We start from the raw sequence: 18,122 nt of genomic DNA on the forward strand, positions 1-18,122 counted from the left end.
ACCGATCGTCAGACCGGGCGGTTCCGAATACTTCATAGCCGCTGGGGGGCGGCCTGTCACATCTAAAGTGTAGATATTGAGGTCGTTTCGTCACTTCATCATTGCTATTGAGCGCAAGGCCGGATTCGCAGCCGTTCGATCGGCGTGCGTGCGGCGGCGGCATGAGCTCGGTGAGGTTTCTCGAGATAGCGCGCCAGTCATTTACCGAGACTGTTTAAAACGCGGTTCAACGATTACCTTCCACTGAAATGCCGGGCCAGCAGGCAGTCCAGAGAAATTCGCCCCGGCCCCGTGGCCATCAACATCAGCAGTATCGTCGCCCAGGTGCCGTGAGTGGGCCAGGCGTCTGGGTAGACGAAGATCTGTATCACCGCGGTCATCACCAGCAGTGCCAGCGCGGCGAAGCGGGTGCCGAGACCGAACAACAGCATGACCGGGAAGAGGTGTTCGGCAACGGCGGCCATGGACGCGGCGAGTTCCGGGGAGATCAGCGGCAACCGGTACTCGTTCTTGAACAGCGCCACCGCCGACTCGGACAGGTGCGGCCAGCCCAGATGAAAAGTCCCGTCCACCAGATCGATTTCGAATCCTTTGACTTTGGTCTGCCCGGATCTCCAGAAGACGCCGGCGATGGCAAAGCGGCCCAACAGCGCCACCAGGCTGTAGGGAATGCAGCGCAGCCCATTGATGCAGTGGCTGATGGAGCGGCGCAGGGATTGGAAGATAGCCATATCGGGCTCCTCTGATTATTGCTCGATGGCGGTAATCATCTGCTCGCGCAGCAGTACTGCAAGGCAGGCGGAAATATCGAAATCCGGGTCAGATTCCAAGGCGAAATCCGCCGCTTCCGCCAGGGTTGCGCCCCGCTGCAGGGCCCCGGCGAAGCAACAGTCGCCGGCGCGCATCCTGAGCAAAGCTACCCGCAGACCGCTGCGCAGTATCCAGGCGTTTTCCTCTACAGCCGGGTCCACACGGGCGATTTCCCCGTGACCCTGGTGCGCCAACCACAGGGAGGCGACGGCCCAGGGGGACTGCACTGTGCACAGGGATGGATGCAGGGTGAAACGGCTCGTCGCCAGGGCGTCCGCATCTTCCAGCAGCGCCCGGATCCGCTGCGGGGCAACCGGGTCCGCGTCCGCGGCGTGGTAGGCGCGGATACAGGCCAGCTCCAGCCGCGCGGTATCGGCCAGGTAGGGCAGTGCCGCCGCCGGGGGGAAGGCGGTGACAAAGGCCGGGAATTCCCCGCCGTATTCCGCCAGCAGCGGGGTCCGCGGCGGTGCAGCGCGAACGAATTCCCGCGCCATGGCGCGGAAGAATTCCTCGCCCACCAGCTGTTGTGTGACCGGGAAGCTGTCCGCCAGCGCATCCACCAGCGACACGGTGACATTGTTGCGGTAGACCGCAAAGCGCCGCGCCGGGTCGGAGCCGTTCCAGGTTCGCAGCCCCGGGGGCGGCGGCCGCTCCGGGTCGAGCAGGGCGTCTATCCACTCGGCTTCAGGCTTCACGGGGCGTCCCTCTCACGGCTGAAGGCTCTTTCATGGCTGAAGGCTCTTTCATGGCTGAAGGCTCTTTCATGGCTGAAGGCTCCTTCATCGGCTGAAGCCCGCGCCGGCTGCAGCAGCGCTTCCGCCCGGTGCGCCTCCGCGAGCAGCGTGCCCAGCTCGGGTACATCGTTATCCCATTCGATCAGCGTCGGCCTGGGGCCAGTTTGCGCCAGCACATCGCCAAAAAGCTGCCACACCACTTCATCCACGCGACTGCCGTGGCTGTCGATCAGTAGCGGCGCACCGGCCGCGTCCCGGTCCCGGGAGAATCCGGCCAGGTGGATTTCCCCCACCGAATCCAGCGGCAGGGCGGCCAGGTAGGCATGGGGATCGCGGTTGTGGTTGACGCAGGAGACATGGATATTGTTGACGTCGAGCAGCAGCCCGCAGCCACTGCGCTGTACCAGATCGCTGATAAAGTCCGCCTCGCTATAGGCGGACTGCTCGAATTCCACATAGGTGGCGGGGTTTTCCAGCAACATGCGCCGACCGAGAAAGTCCTGTACCCGCTGGATATGTTCACACAAACGAGCCAAGGTCGCCGAGGTGTAGGGTAGGGGAAGGAGATCGTTGACATAGGTACTGCCGTGGCCGGACCAGGCCAAGTGTTCGGAAAAGGATTCCGGTTGGTAACGTTCCAGCAGCGCGCGCAGTGCCTCCAGGTGCGCCGGGTCCGGCGGTGCCTCGCCACCAAGGGACAAACCCACGCCGTGAACCGACAGCGGATAGTGCTCGCGGATGCGTCCCAGATAGTGGTGAAAGGGGCCGCCGGCGACGAAATAGTTTTCCGCGTGTATCTCGAAAAAACCAATGTCCGGCCGGGACTCGACTATCCTGGCAAAATGTTCGGGCTTCAGCCCCACGCCGGCGCGGGGAGGCAATTGAATGCCGTCCGCACCAGCGGGAGCGCCACTTGGACTATCCCTGTTCATTGAATAGCGCTCCCATCCGGCTCAGGACTCCCTCTCCTCGAATGGCTGCAACTGGCCGTAACCAGTGGGCGAGGTGGGGGACGGGGTCTTCTCGCACTCGCCCTTGGGCACGTACTTCCAGGCATTGCCCTGGTAATCTTTCGTGGAGGTGCCCGCGCAGGTGGTGCCGGGGCCGGCTGATCAGTCGTTCTTGCCTTTGAGGGCGACGCCGTAGCATTTTTCCTTGTCCTCTCCTCCGGCAGTACTGGCCGGTGTGGCGGTGATGGACACCGCGGCGCTCAAGGCAATGGCCAGGGAGGTGGAAGTCAGTCTGCTGTTCATAACGCGCTCCTTTTCAACTTGGGTACACAAACGTCGGCATCCTGTCGGGTGACACACTGGCCGGTTCCGAATTCCTCGTCGCCACGAAGACACAGCCTGTTACAGCTCTATTGTAGATACTGGGACCGTTTTTCTTTCCGGCCACGAAACAGGCTATTGTTGCCATGGCCGAAATCAAACATATTCCACTTTCGGGGGATGAATAAATGAATAGCGATCAGATCCGGATACTCAAATCCAAGCTGGACTTCGATCCCACCATTACCCGCTGTATCGATTGCGCTTCCGACTAAGGCGTCGCGCTGGCCCGGATTTCCTCCGCCTGTCTCAGGAACCCCGGTCGGAAGGAGTTTCGTCCGATGATTCAATGCCGGCGGCCTCCGCCAGTGCCGCCATCTTCTCCATTAAAATGAGAGTGGCATTATCGGTCAATCGCTGCCCCTCTTCGATGTATTCCCACACTGTAGCATCGCTCTTCCATCCGCCCTGCTTTTTGATCAGTTCGAAATCCACTTTCTCCCGAGCTGCCGACGTAGACAGGCCGCGGCGAAAACTGTGGCTACTCAACTCGCCGACGAAGTCGAACCCGCAGGACGTACCAAGTTTCTTCAGCAGATCATTGACCGCACCCGGGCTCAACTGTCCCGGCTGGACTTGATCCCAACGGTTGACGGCGCGAAATACCGGTCCTTCGGTAATGGCGGCCGCCTCCAGCCATCGTCTCAGGGCAGTAGCGGGGCAGACAAGCTCGTCGCCGAAGGGCAGGGCGCGGGTCAGTCCCTCTCCACGCTGGTCGGTCTTGGACCTGGGCAGGCGTACAACCAGCCCCTCTTCTTCCCAGGCCAGATTCGCAACCTGTATTGTCACCAGCTCACTGCGCCGGAAGGCGCCAAAGAAACCGGTGAGCAGGAGGGCGAGGTCCCGCAGTTTCTTCCTGGTATTGGGCAGCTTCCGCAAATGACCTGCCATGGCCGCGACATGCTCAAGCCGGAGGGCCTTGGCCTTTTGCTTTGGCCTGCCATGTATACGCCGGATACCGTCCATCGTTTTCCGTACCAGGGGCTCGGTAACCGGGTTCGCGATGCCCTGGTATTGATGCCATTGGCCAATGGCAGTGAGATGCAGATCCAGTGTCCGGGGGTTGACGGCCTCGGCGCGGCTGAGCAAATAGCGCACGAGTACCTGGCTATCTGTGGGCAGTCTTCCTCCCCATTTCTCGAACTGACGTATCGCGGACCGGTACGCCTTGCGCGTACTGTCGGATGTGGCCGCGCGCAGGTACTTCTGCAGTTCCTCCCGGGATCGCAATTCCTGCGCTGCCGTCGACATTCCGGGGAGTTCGCCCGGCGATCGTGAGGGTGGGTGTTTTTTATCCATTGGAAGAATACGTCCCTAGAAGCTGTATCTGTACCGACGACAGGGGAGGGCGGGCATCTCCCTCGATAGCTAATCAACGATAAGTTTTATTATCGAGAGTTAAATGAAGTGGTTCAAGGAATGATTAAAAAATCTAAAATAATGTAATATTACGTATCACGTAATACGTTACAAAAAATCAGGAGACAGGGGAATGGCGCGTACAGGAGTCACCTATCTGGATGTAGCTCGGGCCGCCGAAGCGATTAAAAGCCGCGGCGAGGAACCAACCGTCGATCGCGTAAGGGCGGAACTCGGCACCGGGAGCAAGAGCACCATAGCTCCATTACTGAAGCGCTGGCGCGCCGAAAGTACCGGCGAGGCGGCCGACACCGCCGGCCTGCCCAAAGACCTGGTGGATGCGCTCAAGGCATTACATGAGCGGGTGCAACAGGAAGCCGAACGAAAAGTGGAAGAGGCCGGGGAGCGCTTTGAGGCCGCCACCAAAAAGCAGCGGGCGGAACTGGAGGCGGTCCGCGCCAGAGCCGCGGAGCTTGAGAAAGATCTGCGGGGCCTGGAGCACAGGTTGCAGCTTTCCGAGGAGCAAAATCGGAAACTGAGGCGGGATCGGGACGAATCGGAGGCGGTGCTCGCCAGGAGTGAGTTCAAGCGGGAAGAGGGCGCCGCGCGGATTTCAGAGCTCAAGTCCGCTCTGGACGAACTGAAGCAGGAAAACCGCGATATCCGCAATCACTTTGAGCACTTTCAGCAGCGTACCGCCGACGACCGGCAGCAGGAGCGCGAGCAGTTCAGGGCAGCCAATGAGCAGCTCCGGGGGCAGGTGGCCAGCCTTTCCGAACAGCTGTCCGAAGCCGGTCGGAGGCTCGCGGAACGCGAAACCCTGTGCGATCGGCTGCAGAGGGCCGCGGCGGAGCTGGAAGCCGAAAAGCAGCGATTGTTGCAGCAAGTGTCCGGGTATCGCAAGGAGATACAGGCCCTGGAGCGGAGGAATGCCGACCAGGTAGAGCAGGCTGCGAAGAAGACCGCCGAGATCAGCTCCATGCGGGATAGAATCGATTCTTTATTGGGTCACAAGGCATCCACTGACAAAGAGGTCGAGCTACTGCGGCAATCGCTGGATAAAGTGGAATCAGAACTGGATGCCGCAAAGAACAGGGTCGTTTTGTTGACGGATGAGAATAGGGTGATCCTGCAGGAGAAGGCGCTTCTTCAGGGGCAGTTCAAGCAGCTCGAAAACTCACTTGAGCCCGGGTGATTTCGCCATTATGGGTTGAACTACCGGAAACATGCCTGCGGTATTCGCTTTTGCAGGGCCTTTTTATCGCCGCCTTGGTGACGGCTACGATAAGGCGGATCAATCCCCGCGTGGTGCAATCGGCTTAAAAAAATCGGGCTAGACTGGCTGGAGCCCGGTATCAGCTCAAGGATATCCCCGGAGCCGGCAGCGCCAGTCTGCTGCTGTCGTTCTCGCTGCGGATGGTGATTGAGGCGCGGGCCGCTTGCACTGCTCAGGCCAAGATAGGAAAAAAAGATGTGTCACGATTCCACTTCAACCCCCATTACCGCAATGCACATGATTCTGCCGGCCACCGGCGGCGCAGTTATGCGTTTACAGGCCTGGGTTAGCCGGCTGGCAGGCTCCGTTGCGCTTTTCGCCGTTGCCGCACTGGCGACCGCCCTGCCCAGGCCCCTGATGGCGCAACAGATTCTTGCCGACGGCACCACGGAGACCGCAAGCGGGACCATAGATACCGGCACCACCTTCGGGGTCGACGGCATCGCTTTGCGGGCGCTGAATGATGGCGTCATCGAGAGTTTCAGCCCCCTTACCATAATCACCGGAGGAGGCGCCGCGCACGGGGCCTCAGCAGAGAATGGTGGAAGCATCACCATTTCCAATGACTCCTCGATTCAGACCTCGGGCCGTAATGCGCTCGGCGCTCTAGCCTCGGGAGGGGGCAAGGTCACCATCCTCGGCGGCACCTCGATCCAAGCCGGAGGGACTAACGGGGATGGGCTCGCCGCGAGCGGCGCCGGCTCACTGATTACCGCCACCGACGCCACCATCGCGGCGACGACAAGCGAAGATGACTTTGCCGGCTATGGCGCCGTGGCTGGCAGTGGAGCCGAAATCTCCCTGTCGGGCGTTACCCTGAGTGGAGGGCGCGGCGCGGCGGTATTCTCCGCAGCCAGCATTCAATTGGATGGCGGCTCGGTGACGGGCTTTGGTGACGGAGAAGCCGCTCTCTGGTCCACCGGGGCAGGCTCCACGATTACAGCCACCGGCACCACCATTCAGGGGACGGGTACCGACACGCTTGGAGCCTTGGTCACCGAAGGCGCGAGCCTCTCGCTTTCGGACAGCTCGGTCACCAGCGATGGCACCGGGCTGCTATTGCGTTCCAACAGCACTGCGACCCTGACCGGTACCGATGTTGCGGCCGGCGGCGCAGCCGCACACGGGGCCAGGCTTTCCGGAGGCAGCACGCTGGATGTCGACGGCGGCTCGCTCTCCGCTGCCGGCGCCGATGCCAATGCCCTGCTCGGCGGTTTGGGAACCAATACGGCAACGCTCGACAATACCAGCCTGACGTCGGAGCAGAGTGTCGCCATCGGGGTGGACAGTGGCATCCTGGATGTGAGTGCCAGCGGCTCTTCCATCGGCGGCGACACGGCGCTGTTCGAGGTGATCAACAGCGGCACCCTCCACCTGAGCGCCAGCGCCTCCACGCTCGGCGGCGCGGCCGTGACCGGGGACGGCAGCAGCTTTGGCGCCACCCTGCAGAATGGCACCGTCTGGACTGTGCAGGAAGGTCTGAGCATCGCCTCGGAGGCGGGTAGTACCGGTACGATCGACGTGAACAGCGGCAGTGCATTGGATATCCTGTCTTTGATGCCCGGCGACGGTGCAGCCCAGGTCAACTTCGATGGCGGCATACTGCGCGCCCTCGCCGACAATGCCGATTTCGTCACCGGCTTCTCAGGGAGCGAACTCAACGTCGAATCCGGCGGCGTCACTGTCGATGACAACGGCTTCACGGTAGCCACTGATGTCTCCTCCGTATTCAGCGGCGAGGGCGGGTTCACCAAGCAGGGCAGCGGCAACCTTATTCTGTTGGGTGACAACCCCTATGCGGGTCGCACCCAGGTGCTTGAGGGCTCGCTCGCGGTGGGCGATGAGAGTCACGTGGATGCGGCCCTCTCAGGCGGTGGGGGCGGCACCGTGGCCGCCGCTGCCGCCTTGGGCGGCTATGGTAGCGTAACGGGAACGGTGACCAATGACGGCACTATTGCCGTCGCCGATGCGCTACCCATTTTTGCCGGCGGAGCCAAGGGCGATTTCACCATTAGCAGCGGACTGGTCAACAATGCGCTTGCGCAGATCGCCGGCAGCGGTGTCGGCAACCGGCTCGTGGTGGCGAATTACACCGGCGGCTCCGGCAGCGTTGTCGCCCTAAACACCTTTCTCGGCGGCGACGATTCGCCCTCCGACCTGCTCGTGATCGACGGTGGCAGGGCCAGCGGTAACAGCAGCCTGCAAATCCGCCAAGTGGGCGGGGAGGGCGCGCTGACCACGGGCAACGGCATACTGGTAGTGGACGCCGTCAATGGCGCCACCACCAGTGCCGGCGCCTTCACCCAAGGCACCGCGCTGCTGGCTGGCCCCTACGAATACACCCTCTATCGCGGCGGTGTCGGCGCCGGATCGGAGGAACGCTGGTTCCTGCGCTCGACGCTGCAGGACACCGATCCCGGTCCCGAGCCAGGCCCGGAGCCGGGTCCAGACCCCGAGCCCGTACCGCACTACCGCCGTGAAGTGTCGCTCTACAGCGGCGCACCGGCACTGGCGCTGATCAACTCGCGCCAATTGATCGACAGCTTGCACGAACGCCGCGGGGGCAACGCCGCGCGACCGGAAGTGCCCGCCGACATGTCCGGCCGGATCTGGGCGCGGATTATTGGCCGCGGCGGCGAGCACGGGGGTGACCAGCGCGGCATCTGGGGCGAGGGGCCCGGCTTCGACTACGACCTGGGCGCGCTGCAGTTGGGAGTTGACGTCTACCGCGCCGGCGCTGCCGGTTGCCGCACCGAAGCGGGCGTGTATATCGCCGCGGGCCGCGCCGATGCCGACGTGGACCACGACCGGCCCGACGGCGCCAGCTTGCGTGCCGGCGACATGGATCTCGACAGCTACTCCCTCGGCATCTATGGCACCTGGTTTGGCAGCCGGTCGGGCATCGACAGCTGGTACGTCGACGGCGTACTGCAGGCCAGTCGCTACGAACTGGACATGCACGCCGAGCGCCGCATCCCCGCCCTGCGCGGGGGCGACACAGACGGCAGCGGCCTGGCTGCCTCGTTGGAGGCCGGCTATGCCTCGGGTTTCGGCGACGGCTGGATTCTCGAGCCACAGGCGCAGCTCGTGTATCAGGATCAAGACCTCGACAGCTTCGACGACGGCTTCGCCCGGGTGCGCTACCGGGATCTGAACTCCCTGGCCGCGCGCCTGGGTCCGCGCCTGGCGCGCAGTTGGGGTGCCGCGCCGCAGCGCTATACCGCCTGGGGACGGTTGAGCCTGTGGCACGAGTTTGAGGGGGACCCGCAAACCGGCGTTTCTTCCGCCGCGGGCTTCGTACCTTTTACCGCGGAACTCGACGCTACCTGGCTCGAGCTCAATCTGGGCGCCAGCCTCCAGTTCTCCACTGGCGCCACCTTCTACGGCAGCCTCGGCTACGAGCAGGGCACCAGTGACAGCAGCTCCCACAACTGGGAGGCCCAGATCGGCTTCCGGGCCAACTGGTGACTAGACTAAGGGGGGGAAGGTCTAACCTTTGTAATCGGTGAAAGCATCCGATGCCCCGAATGCCGTCCTGCTGAACAACGCGCTGACGACCATGGGTGGTCTATGCGGAGCGCAAGGTGTTGACGATCTGTGATCCGTACGCCAGCAGCAGAATCTGGTGATTCTGCTGCTGCGCGCTCAAGCCGTGCTGTGCGGAGGGCGGCGTGCACTTGATGGATGCCCAACTAAAGATGGAAAGGTCAGATTCTTTTAACTAGTTGATTTATAAGGGAAATGCCAAAGTAAATTCCAAGGAAATATGGAAAATGAGAGGACCCTAGGCTAGTTCGCTCCGGATAGCAAAATTCCAAGTAAAGTTGGAAAAAAGGAATCCACTCAATGGAAGATGTGGCCGCCATTAGGACGACTCGTTTATTTGTATGCCAGCCTTCCCCGAGGGCGAAGGCTATATCGGGGTTGGGTTTTGATAAGAAATTTTTATTGGGCGATGCACCCTAATAGATAGGGGATCCAGTGGTGGCAGGATGTTATACGGTGTGTAACGGGATGATATTTACTTGGCATCAGGTCACTTTTTGAGTAGGGATTATGGTGTTTCCATAAATAGCATTAGTTTCCGTAAGAAATAATATAAATCTCGATATTGCTGAAACCCGAACATTTCAATTATTGTTCTTGATATAAAGTTTTATGTCGTCAAAGGATATCTTTCCGATGCTTTCGGGAATTATGCATACCCCGTCATCCGGTGACAATTGAAGGAACGCACAAGAATAGTGATGCCAAGTGTATGGGCAAGAGTCTTCAGGAAGGTACTCATCGAGTCTGTAACTATGCCCATGCTTCTGGAGTACGTAATTCAGTGTATCCAGATAAATAAGCAGCGTTCGAAAAGTTTTCCATAAGTCAGATTCATAAAGCCAGATTTGAATATTTCTTGGTGTGGAATAGATTAAATTTTTCCCAGGGTCTAAAGGAAACGAAGGCCTGTTTTGATCCGAAAAATATATTCTGTCCATCATGCAAGGTGTTGATGGCATATTATTGGCATAAGTGTGGTAGAAATAGTCGCAACCATAATGATGGGACATGCCTCGATTTCCTCTACGTGTATCGCATACTATGCTTATCCATATATTAAAAGTTGTTTTAAAAAGATTCTCTAATGTGGATATTCTCTCGATCAATCCTAAAAAACGATCTTTAGGTTCACTTGGATCGATATCAAACTTAAGCTTGGCTGCCTGGCATATCCTTTTAGCAACCTTTATCCTAATTTCTCGCGTCGCATCTTTGTTGTCAATATGACATCGACTTCTTTGGGGTGCCATATCTAACAACCTAAATGGCTTGTTCATTACCTTTGGTAATTTTATTCCAAAATTTATAAATGCATTTTTATATACATCCTCCACTGACGATATAATAGACGGAAAGTATGGATCGAATATACTTATAGAAAAATGTTCTTTCCAATAGTTTTCTGCTCTTTCACTCGATATTGTTGTTCCTCTTTTCATGGCCCCATACGCTTTAAGAGTTTGTTCAATGAGCTCTAGAGATGAAACATCACCCAAACTTTCAAGTGATCCTGAATTTCTCAGGGACTGCAGGTTTAGGTGGGTACCACAGGTAAGACAACTTGTTCTTTTGAGCTTGTATAGCTTCGGCCATCGTTCATTACAGTCTGGGCACTTTTCGGTCAGATCCATATTGTGCAGTGGGCACTTGGTAAGCCAAGGCAGCTCAAACAAATAGCAATGGTAGCAGCGCTTGGCACACTCTGGACAGTTTCTAAGATCCTCATTTTTATGCAGCTGCTTAGGTGCTATATATGGGATATCTACTTTGCCGCAAACTTCTTTTTCGAGCAATTCTGCTAATGGGGCACAAGATGGGGGCGCTGGGCTAAAGTTCCCTCTGTGAAGAAATCTACGGTTAGGCTCCTGGTAAATATGGAGGAAGCGTCTTTTGAGTTCGCTAGTTAATGTTTTTTGATCCTGAAACCGATTTGCGATCAGGAACCGCCTATATGCATTGTAACGGCTTTCATAGGGCTTTCTAAGGTTCAATCCAGTATTTAAATTGATCATTTTTCAACTTATATATTTCATAATATCAGGAGTAATAGCAGCGGCGTCCAAGCTTTTTATAATTGCGGCCTCCATATAAGTATGATCATCTGCATGTTTACACTCCGGTAGATAGTCCATCAACAGAATGTTTGTTGCCCTGATAAACTGATTCATTCGCCAAGATTTATGCTGCAGTGGTATCTTGTATTCTTCGCAATAATATCGCCAGAAAGGCTTAGCTAAATCTGTAAGCCTCCACCCTTTCTCGTATAAGTGAGGGCAGAATGCTTCCGTTGCGGAAATCTTGTTTTCGTAGTCTACGATGTATTTGTCAAACTCTTTTAGACATAGCTTTAGCTCTTGTGCGTTTCGAATGCCGTACTGATGATGTGTATGAGTAAAGAATCGCTCCATGATATAGTTGTTTTCCTTTTCATGTAATTTTTTCACAAGGGGTGAGAAAGTGTCTTCGTTGGCAACAAAAAATACTACGCAATTTGCTTTTACCTCCTCTAGCGTGTTGTAGATTTCCGCGAATACGGATAATTGATCTATGGTTAGGTATTGTGTTTCATCTATGATTAAGATTACTTTTTTTGTATCATTTGCCTCTGCTGCTTCAGATAGTTTTGTGCAAATCATCTCTGAAAGGTCTTCGGATGACGCTCTCTCATTAACTTTATAACCCAAGGCTTTTGCGGTCTTACTGTAGACTTCTCGAATCGTTTTTTTGTCTCGATTTCCATATGAAATTCTAAAAATTGGGATTCTCTGTCCAGATCGAGATTTAATGTGATCCGACAAGGCTCGGATTGCGAACGACTTGCCACAGCGTGCTTCTCCAACGATCGCTCCACCAGTCATCCCACACCAAGTCCACTGGGTGATGCGCTCGTGAAGCTCTCTGGCCATCGGTGTGGAAATATAGAAGTTGCTGGAATTCTCCAGTATTGACGAGAAATCGTGTGCGCCGTTCATTTTCTCTTGACAACCATATCGGGTTTCCAATCCGGAATTTCTTTCAGTGCCTTCTCAAGTTCAGTGTTCGATGATTCCTGGCGGGAAGGTTCTTCGGGTTGCGGCGCTGTCTCAGGCAGCGATTTCTCAGCTGTGGCGCCGAACTCGCGGCCGACACGCAACATTTCCATCGCATCTTTCGGGTTATGCCGTCTATCCAATAGATAATCGAAGTATTTGCCCAACGGGTCTTGCCGTTCGATTGTCTCCTTACGAATCAGCTCGTTGATGTATTTTCGGGTGGTCAGGCTGTGTGGGAAACGCTGCCATGTTTTCGGGACTATGACTTCCCCTAGATATTCTCCGTCCAGGGTTGTTACTCGAAGTACGCGTATATCACGCCGATCGAACTCCACATTGACCTCCCGGTTAATCAGTTCTGCTCTATTAATTGCTTCACCCCGGTATTGGACCTTTTCGAAATTGATGTGCGGTGCGTGCGGATCATTTTTTGTCTTTCGGATGAAGGCCCGGCGGGAACTCCAGTAAGGTCGCAAAGCGGTGTCCGGCAGAGTGGGCCGTAACGGTAGCAGGTGATTGGCCATTTGATAGCGGGCTTGATCCAGCGGGCTCTTCGCGCCCATATTCGCCAGTGCCCTCAAGTTGTTGTTTACAATGATTATGCTGATGACTTCTTCCAATGACTGCAGTGACAGCACCGGCGGCTTGCGACGGTTCTTGCGATCCTCCCGCACCGGATCCTGAACGTGGCTGCCTGTGGTGGAGGCAAAGCGATGTACCGGGTGATTCAACAGGTCAAAAGCCTGTTCGATTACATTGCGTCCCTTCGGTAGCGCAGGAGGTCCATAATTCAGTGTGGCGTGCAGGCGGCGGCAGACGATATCGCGGACACTATGCGCCAGGTGTTCCAAGGCGTTGTCCATGCGCACAATGCCAAAGGCGGGACGCCGGAAGTCGGCATGCAGGGACGAAGGAAGGCAGGCGCCGGGATCATATGCAAAGCCAGGCGTCTTTAACGCGGGGGCTTCCCAGGGCTGTGTCAGTAGCTCGAACAGCGTGAGGATGTCGTCGGCTCTTACTTTTTTCGTTAAAGCGATCGTGAAAGCCAGTGAACAGCTGGTTCCGGCATCGCGCGCCTGTAGCAGGGTAATACGCGAGAGGCGCAGAAACTCGAGTTGCTCGTTGAGAATCAGTGCGACTGAGCCGTTACAGTCCACCGTCTGTTCATCGATTTGTATTTGGGAGAAAATGCGATTGGGAGCGCGGCTTGTCAGGATCACCCGTCTCGGTGGCTTGGGCAAACTGATTGCCGCACATTTTCGGTTGAGATACTGGCGCAGCGACTCGTAGCCCCGCGAGATTTCGGTGAAGGGATAGGTATCGCGCGGCCAGTCCCGCTCTTCCAGATAGCGGATAAAGGCCGCGTGAAAGGGTGCAGGCTTTAGGTTCTGCCCATAGGCTGCACGCTTCACTGAGGCTCGGATCATGTTGTCCAGGTAATGTTGAAGCCCTGGGACTGTCTGCAGGAGATAGGTGAAGGAGCAACGGCTACCTCTACACGCCGTGAGCCGGCTGAGCGGCGACTGGCGCTGACTCCTTTGTAGGCGCTTACGGGGAATCAGCGCGCAGCTGAGCTGTGGTGGCTCCTCAGCGGGGCCGGCGAGGCAGCGGGTCATCAGCTTGGTGACCCGGCTCGGGGAAACCCCGTTAGCGGCGGCGATCGCCGACAGGCTCCTGCCTCCGTCCAATGCCTGAGCCACAATGGAGAGATTGCGCTGATAGGCTTTCCGGTCAGAGGGTGTCAGGCTCTGGGTATCCACCAGCGGCCAACGGCGGATATCGGCCAGTTCGGGCTCTTGAATCAGTCGCTGGCGCCAGGTGAGTGCCATGGTGTCACTACCGTGTCGAAGTCCAGTGGTGCGCGGCGGAGATCCACCGCGACACGCCGTTGGTGGATCAGTCGATAAAGGGCGACTTCCTCGAGATATTGCTCTTCGCGGCGGCCCGGCTGTAGCAGATCGCCCACCTCACTCGCGGATCCAGCCACAATCTCCTGCAACAGGCGGCATTCCAGTTCCGTGGTCTCCAGGCCGAGCTGCCTGGCTGCGACGAGCACCTGGATCAGCGGCAGCCAGTTGAGGGCCAATGTCTCCTGTTCCAGAAGGCTTTCCTCACTGATTACCGAGAAGATCAGGCCGTGCCAGTCGAAGTAGGCCGCCAGTGGTCGGTGCAGCGCCTCCGCCATCTGGCCGCCCGGCCTGATGTCTATCACCTCGCGCCCACTGTTGCGGGCCACGTAGCAGGCAGGGACATAATCGCGACGCCCGACGCGCAATCGGTAGGGACGGGGCACGAAGCTGATGACGTCCGGGTCGCTCTCGAGCAGTAGGGTATGCAGATACATCGGATAGGAATGTAGCACTGCCACGTCATCGAATTTTAGGCAGTATTGCTGATAGCAGTCGGTACGCTTGAGAATTTTCACCTCTGTCCGCTGCTGGCTGGGAATCAGGCTTCGACATTGGACCTTGGCGGCATCGGCGAGGCCGCCTTGGATGGATGGTAAGGCGTTTGGCGTCATAGGAGTCCCCAGAGCCTATTTTTTATCCGCGTCATGGTACACTGCGCATTCCGCCATGTATTGATACGAAAATGCACCATTTCCCGATATTTTGGTGCATTGTTCGAATAAGGGGATACCCTTTACCGAATCGTCTTTTTCACCTCCGAACCGACAAAAACGACAGCGTATTTTGCTGCCATTGCGAACCCATTCATGGAGGCAAATGGTGCAATACTCTGAACACCAACGCGGAATCTCCGCACCGCCGAATCTTTCCCGCCCCCCATCGTCCGAGGCAGCGGCATTCCCAATCCGCTCCGTGGACATCAACTGGCAGTGCCTGATCGCCCGGCGGCCGCTGCTGTTGCGGTCAGTGAATGCCATGCCGCGCTATCTGCTTAAGCCCGAGGTGCTGCGATTACTTGAGGCGGAAAAGCATCCCGCCTACCGCCTGATCCTGGACCTGATGTGGACCACCGGCGCGCGGGTCTCGGAGGTACTGGCGATCACCCGCAACTGCTTTATCGACGATGGCTACGGCTATGGGATCCTACTGAAGAACCTGAAGCAGGGTCCGGGGCGCCCGTCCAACCGGCAGCGGCAACGCTGGCCGAGACGCTATGTGCCGATTTCCGATGTGGTACTGCGCGATCGCATTGCGTGCTATCTGGCGGCCGGACATTTCCGCCGAGACGAGCGCTTGTTCCGGATGGCTCGGCAGACGATTAACCGCCATATACATGATCTGGAAGCACGCGTAGATAGCATGCCGTTTCGGGTCAGTGCCCACACTTTTCGGCACTCCTTTGCGATTCACCTGCTGTTACATGGGCGTCCGCTGAAGTATGTCAGCCAGCTACTGGGACACAGGCGCACCGAATCCACCGAGATCTATACCAATGTGCTTGTCGTTGATGGTGCGGACTGTCTGGACGGTATCGATTTTCACTAGACAACCTAGACTCGATGACTCGATCACTGTGGTAGGTGAAGTGCCAAGGGGAGTCGGTCGCAGATGTTAGCAGGTTCGTCAGGGCGCTTCCTTTGGGGAAGCTCCTTAACAAACCTGGGGTTTCGTCCATGGTGAAGGGTCGCCATTCTCCGAGGCTTGGGTATCGCGGGTGGATGGCTTCTTGTTCAATTATTAGGCAGCTGTTAGTGTGAAAAGTTAGCTTGGAGGTGCAGCCGGAGAGAAGTCTATATCTTTTTGGCGCTCTTAAGGGAGCTAATCAGGACATCTAACCCTTCGTGGGGGTCAGCATTCAGGACCGCACAGTACTCCACGAATTCAACGATATCGATCTTCTTTCGTTCCTGTTCGATCTTGCCAATGATCGAATGGTGACGGCCGAGCACCCCGGCCGCGGCACGGATAGAGAGTCCCCGCTCTTCGCGCTTTTGCTTGAGCCACTTGCGGAGCTTGTCAGCATCGGGTGAATAGGGGGAGGACTTCATTGTCTCGATAGTAGAGACGAAGTACAATGGCGCGAAATTCGAGACAGCTAGATGTACTATGAAAGCTTTGAGGGTAAAGCCCGAACTCGTCTCACTACTGAAGACCGGGAACTTTGATACCTTTTCTGTACCCCGTTTTAGGGATGCCTACCAGGAACTGGTAGGTGAAGCTTCCAAGTCCAAGAAAGTGGTCAGCCAGTTGGTCAAGCGGCATTTGCGCAAGCTGGAAGAGCGGGGAGTGCTGGAAAGGATCAATACCGGTAAGCCCCATCCGATCGAGTATCGGATAAAGGATCTCACCCGGCTGGATCCGGTACCTTCCGTTCCAATGAATCTGGATGCTATGCCCGAACAGGCTGACGAGCCACTGTCCGGCGAGGTAGTTCGTACGCTCAAAGTGAAGTTGAACAAATATCGAACAGATATGCTCTCGGCAACGGGCGCACTCGAAGAGTATGAGACCATTGTCCAGGAACAGCCCGGCCTGAAAGAGACAATCCAGAAGAAGTATGACCAAACCCGTGAGGAATACGCCAAAACTCTCGGGAAAGTGAGAGCTCTCGAGTCCCTAATCGACCTCCAGCCTAGTCCTTAATTGCTATGAACTTACGCCGTTGGCAGGCCGAGAGCATCTCTCAGGCCTATGTACAGTATTGCTCAAATATTCGCCACTTCATGTGCCTGGCTACCCCTGGGGCAGGGAAAACAATCATGGCGGCTTTGTTGGCCAAGCGACTGTTTGAAGCCGGAATGATTGACATGGTGATGTGTTTTTCCCCTGCGATCGTCGTGGCTGAGGATTTTCAGAGGGAACTGGAAGTGCAGACAGGTAAAAGGCTGAATGGACGGCTCGGCGCCGATGGATGTTCTTTGACCTATCAGGCCATGAGTTCTTTAGATGGTTCCTTTTGGAAAATTTTGGAGAACTATCGAGTCTTCGTAATATTTGACGAAATTCACCACTGTGCGGCCGGGGAAGAAGGTAAAAGCAATAGCTGGGGAGAAACCATTTATCGTTATATCCGCGGTAACTCAGCTTACTCGTTAGCGCTGACGGGCACACCGTGGAGGTCTGACAATATCCCCATCGTATTGGCGGACTATTGCAGGGAATCCGGTAAGGTACATTGCGACTACCGTTATGGCCTGGGACAGGCCATCACTGACGGCGTCTGTAGAGAGCCAAGCATCACCGCTGTCGACAATTCACAAATCCGGGTCACTGAAGGCGTGGAGACCCATTGCTACCACTCCTTCAAAGAGCTGTTGTCGCAGTCAGATTGCTGCAGTTACCAGGATCTCTTGGATAACGATGCCCTAATTACGGAAGTCTTGTGCCGGGCGGCGCGTAAACTCGATAGCCTGAGGGAAAGGGCCCCCAATGCCGGCGGGTTAATAGTTGCGACCTCCGTTTCTCATGCGCGGAAAATAGCTCATTTGCTGCATACGGAGCTCAATGAAACCGCAGAGATCGCAACTTACGCTGAGGACAATCCGCTGGCGACCATCCGCCAATTTCGCAATAGCACCAGCAAATGGATTATTTCTGTCGGGATGATCAGCGAGGGCACCAATCTACCGCGACTACGGGTCTGCTGTTATCTGACGCGCGTCAAGACAGAACTCTACTTCCGTCAGGTGTTGGGGCGCATTCTTCGCGCCACGGGGCAGGAGGGCGAGAAAGGCTATCTCTTTATGCCCGCTGAACCGACCCTGATCGAGTATGCCCTGCGCGTATCGGAGGATATTCCCGAAACCAACATTCTGACATTCGAATCGATAGAACCCGCAACCGAAGTCGATGTTGGTTCGAGTTCATCCTCAGATGAGCAAGAGAGGAAGCGGTCAAATACCAGCCCAGCGATCGATATCACCACCGATTCTGCTGGTGGAGAAAGCGTCCCTGAAGAGCTGGCCGGTACCCAATCGGCGCTGGCGCAATCCTACGAAGCCTGTATCAATATTTCTGGGTACTTCGTACAGAAATTGCTGGAGATAAGCGGAACCGATCTTGGTGGTCGCGGCACCCCATCTGGCGGATTACAGGCTCCCCTTTGAATTTGTGATGGCAGG

The 18,122-nt window shown here is 56.6% G+C and carries 14 protein-coding genes and 1 pseudogene; 5 read left to right on the top strand and 10 right to left on the bottom strand.

The features are described from left to right. Window positions 1-233: 233 nt before the first annotated feature. From AC6R19_RS07665 to AC6R19_RS07685, 5 genes and pseudogenes are all read right to left on the bottom strand, one after another. Window positions 234-731 (bottom strand): DoxX family protein, encoded by a 498-nt coding sequence (locus tag AC6R19_RS07665; protein ID WP_500579208.1) that lies wholly within the window; start codon window positions 729-731, stop codon window positions 234-236. Between the two features lie 15 nt (window positions 732-746). Continuing rightward, entirely contained in the window at window positions 747-1,505 is a 759-nt protein-coding gene (locus AC6R19_RS07670; protein WP_500579209.1) for an HvfC/BufC N-terminal domain-containing protein, read from the bottom strand. Continuing rightward, a complete protein-coding gene (bufB, locus tag AC6R19_RS07675; protein ID WP_500579210.1) occupies window positions 1,502-2,476 on the bottom strand; it encodes an MNIO family bufferin maturase in 975 nt (324 codons plus the stop codon). Before bufB ends, AC6R19_RS07670 begins: the two co-directional genes overlap by 4 nt. Before the next feature lie 21 nt (window positions 2,477-2,497). Next, window positions 2,498-2,797 (bottom strand): annotated as a pseudogene (locus AC6R19_RS07680) (BufA1 family periplasmic bufferin-type metallophore). Window positions 2,798-3,124: 327 nt separating this feature from the next. Beyond that, window positions 3,125-4,126 carry a tyrosine-type recombinase/integrase gene (locus AC6R19_RS07685; RefSeq protein ID WP_500579336.1) on the bottom strand — a complete coding sequence of 334 codons (1,002 nt, stop codon included), beginning with the start codon at window positions 4,124-4,126 and terminating at the stop codon, window positions 3,125-3,127. Window positions 4,127-4,367: 241 nt separating this feature from the next. On the opposite strand from AC6R19_RS07685, the gene AC6R19_RS07690 reads away from it, so the two are divergent. Both AC6R19_RS07690 and AC6R19_RS07695 read left to right on the top strand, forming a co-directional pair. Then, entirely contained in the window at window positions 4,368-5,429 is a 1,062-nt protein-coding gene (locus AC6R19_RS07690; RefSeq protein WP_500579211.1) for a DNA-binding protein, read from the top strand. 276 nt (window positions 5,430-5,705) lie between these two features. Beyond that, the gene (locus tag AC6R19_RS07695) at window positions 5,706-8,978 is read left to right on the top strand and encodes an autotransporter family protein (RefSeq protein WP_500579212.1); all 3,273 of its coding nucleotides are present in this window, start codon (window positions 5,706-5,708) and stop codon (window positions 8,976-8,978) included. Window positions 8,979-9,640: 662 nt separating this feature from the next. Here AC6R19_RS07695 and AC6R19_RS07700 read toward each other — a convergent pair. The 4 genes from AC6R19_RS07700 to AC6R19_RS07715 are packed head-to-tail and all read right to left on the bottom strand — an operon-like array spanning window position 9,641 to window position 14,612. Continuing rightward, on the bottom strand, window positions 9,641-11,071 hold the full coding sequence (locus tag AC6R19_RS07700; protein ID WP_500579213.1) for a hypothetical protein: 1,431 nt from the start codon (window positions 11,069-11,071) through the stop codon (window positions 9,641-9,643). A 3-nt stretch (window positions 11,072-11,074) separates the two neighbouring features. Beyond that, window positions 11,075-12,031, bottom strand: coding sequence for an ATP-binding protein (locus AC6R19_RS07705; RefSeq protein ID WP_500579214.1), 957 nt, complete (start codon window positions 12,029-12,031; stop codon window positions 11,075-11,077). Continuing rightward, on the bottom strand, window positions 12,028-13,920 hold the full coding sequence (locus AC6R19_RS07710) for a hypothetical protein (RefSeq protein WP_500579215.1): 1,893 nt from the start codon (window positions 13,918-13,920) through the stop codon (window positions 12,028-12,030). The genes AC6R19_RS07705 and AC6R19_RS07710 overlap by 4 nt, the downstream gene beginning before the upstream one ends. Further along, window positions 13,893-14,612 (bottom strand): hypothetical protein, encoded by a 720-nt coding sequence (locus tag AC6R19_RS07715; protein ID WP_500579216.1) that lies wholly within the window; start codon window positions 14,610-14,612, stop codon window positions 13,893-13,895. Before AC6R19_RS07715 ends, AC6R19_RS07710 begins: the two co-directional genes overlap by 28 nt. A 301-nt stretch (window positions 14,613-14,913) precedes the next feature. On the opposite strand from AC6R19_RS07715, the gene AC6R19_RS07720 reads away from it, so the two are divergent. After that, the gene (locus AC6R19_RS07720) at window positions 14,914-15,546 is read left to right on the top strand and encodes a tyrosine-type recombinase/integrase (protein WP_500579217.1); all 633 of its coding nucleotides are present in this window, start codon (window positions 14,914-14,916) and stop codon (window positions 15,544-15,546) included. A 245-nt stretch (window positions 15,547-15,791) separates the two neighbouring features. Here the strand turns inward: AC6R19_RS07720 and AC6R19_RS07725 are convergent, their stop codons facing one another. After that, complete coding sequence (locus AC6R19_RS07725) at window positions 15,792-16,049, bottom strand: helix-turn-helix domain-containing protein (RefSeq protein WP_500579218.1); 258 nt, start codon at window positions 16,047-16,049, stop codon at window positions 15,792-15,794. A 58-nt stretch (window positions 16,050-16,107) separates the two neighbouring features. On the opposite strand from AC6R19_RS07725, the gene AC6R19_RS07730 reads away from it, so the two are divergent. Both AC6R19_RS07730 and AC6R19_RS07735 read left to right on the top strand, forming a co-directional pair. Next, on the top strand, window positions 16,108-16,644 hold the full coding sequence (locus AC6R19_RS07730) for a VspR family transcription factor (RefSeq protein ID WP_500579219.1): 537 nt from the start codon (window positions 16,108-16,110) through the stop codon (window positions 16,642-16,644). 5 nt (window positions 16,645-16,649) lie between these two features. Continuing rightward, window positions 16,650-18,107 carry a DEAD/DEAH box helicase gene (locus tag AC6R19_RS07735; protein ID WP_500579220.1) on the top strand — a complete coding sequence of 486 codons (1,458 nt, stop codon included), beginning with the start codon at window positions 16,650-16,652 and terminating at the stop codon, window positions 18,105-18,107. Window positions 18,108-18,122: the final 15 nt, after the last annotated feature.

This window comes from Microbulbifer sp. SE14, assembly GCF_059834885.1.

Coding starts and splice junctions, on each gene's coding strand:
- AC6R19_RS07715 (WP_500579216.1), bottom strand. CDS start 14,612: ATGACGCCAAACGCCTTACCATCCATCCAAGGCGGCCTCGCCGATGCC.
- AC6R19_RS07705 (WP_500579214.1), bottom strand. CDS start 12,031: ATGAACGGCGCACACGATTTCTCGTCAATACTGGAGAATTCCAGCAAC.
- AC6R19_RS07735 (WP_500579220.1), top strand. CDS start 16,650: ATGAACTTACGCCGTTGGCAGGCCGAGAGCATCTCTCAGGCCTATGTA.
- AC6R19_RS07730 (WP_500579219.1), top strand. CDS start 16,108: ATGAAAGCTTTGAGGGTAAAGCCCGAACTCGTCTCACTACTGAAGACC.
- AC6R19_RS07695 (WP_500579212.1), top strand. CDS start 5,706: ATGTGTCACGATTCCACTTCAACCCCCATTACCGCAATGCACATGATT.
- AC6R19_RS07665 (WP_500579208.1), bottom strand. CDS start 731: ATGGCTATCTTCCAATCCCTGCGCCGCTCCATCAGCCACTGCATCAAT.
- AC6R19_RS07690 (WP_500579211.1), top strand. CDS start 4,368: ATGGCGCGTACAGGAGTCACCTATCTGGATGTAGCTCGGGCCGCCGAA.
- bufB (WP_500579210.1), bottom strand. CDS start 2,476: ATGAACAGGGATAGTCCAAGTGGCGCTCCCGCTGGTGCGGACGGCATT.
- AC6R19_RS07700 (WP_500579213.1), bottom strand. CDS start 11,071: ATGATCAATTTAAATACTGGATTGAACCTTAGAAAGCCCTATGAAAGC.
- AC6R19_RS07725 (WP_500579218.1), bottom strand. CDS start 16,049: ATGAAGTCCTCCCCCTATTCACCCGATGCTGACAAGCTCCGCAAGTGG.
- AC6R19_RS07685 (WP_500579336.1), bottom strand. CDS start 4,126: ATGTCGACGGCAGCGCAGGAATTGCGATCCCGGGAGGAACTGCAGAAG.
- AC6R19_RS07710 (WP_500579215.1), bottom strand. CDS start 13,920: ATGGCACTCACCTGGCGCCAGCGACTGATTCAAGAGCCCGAACTGGCC.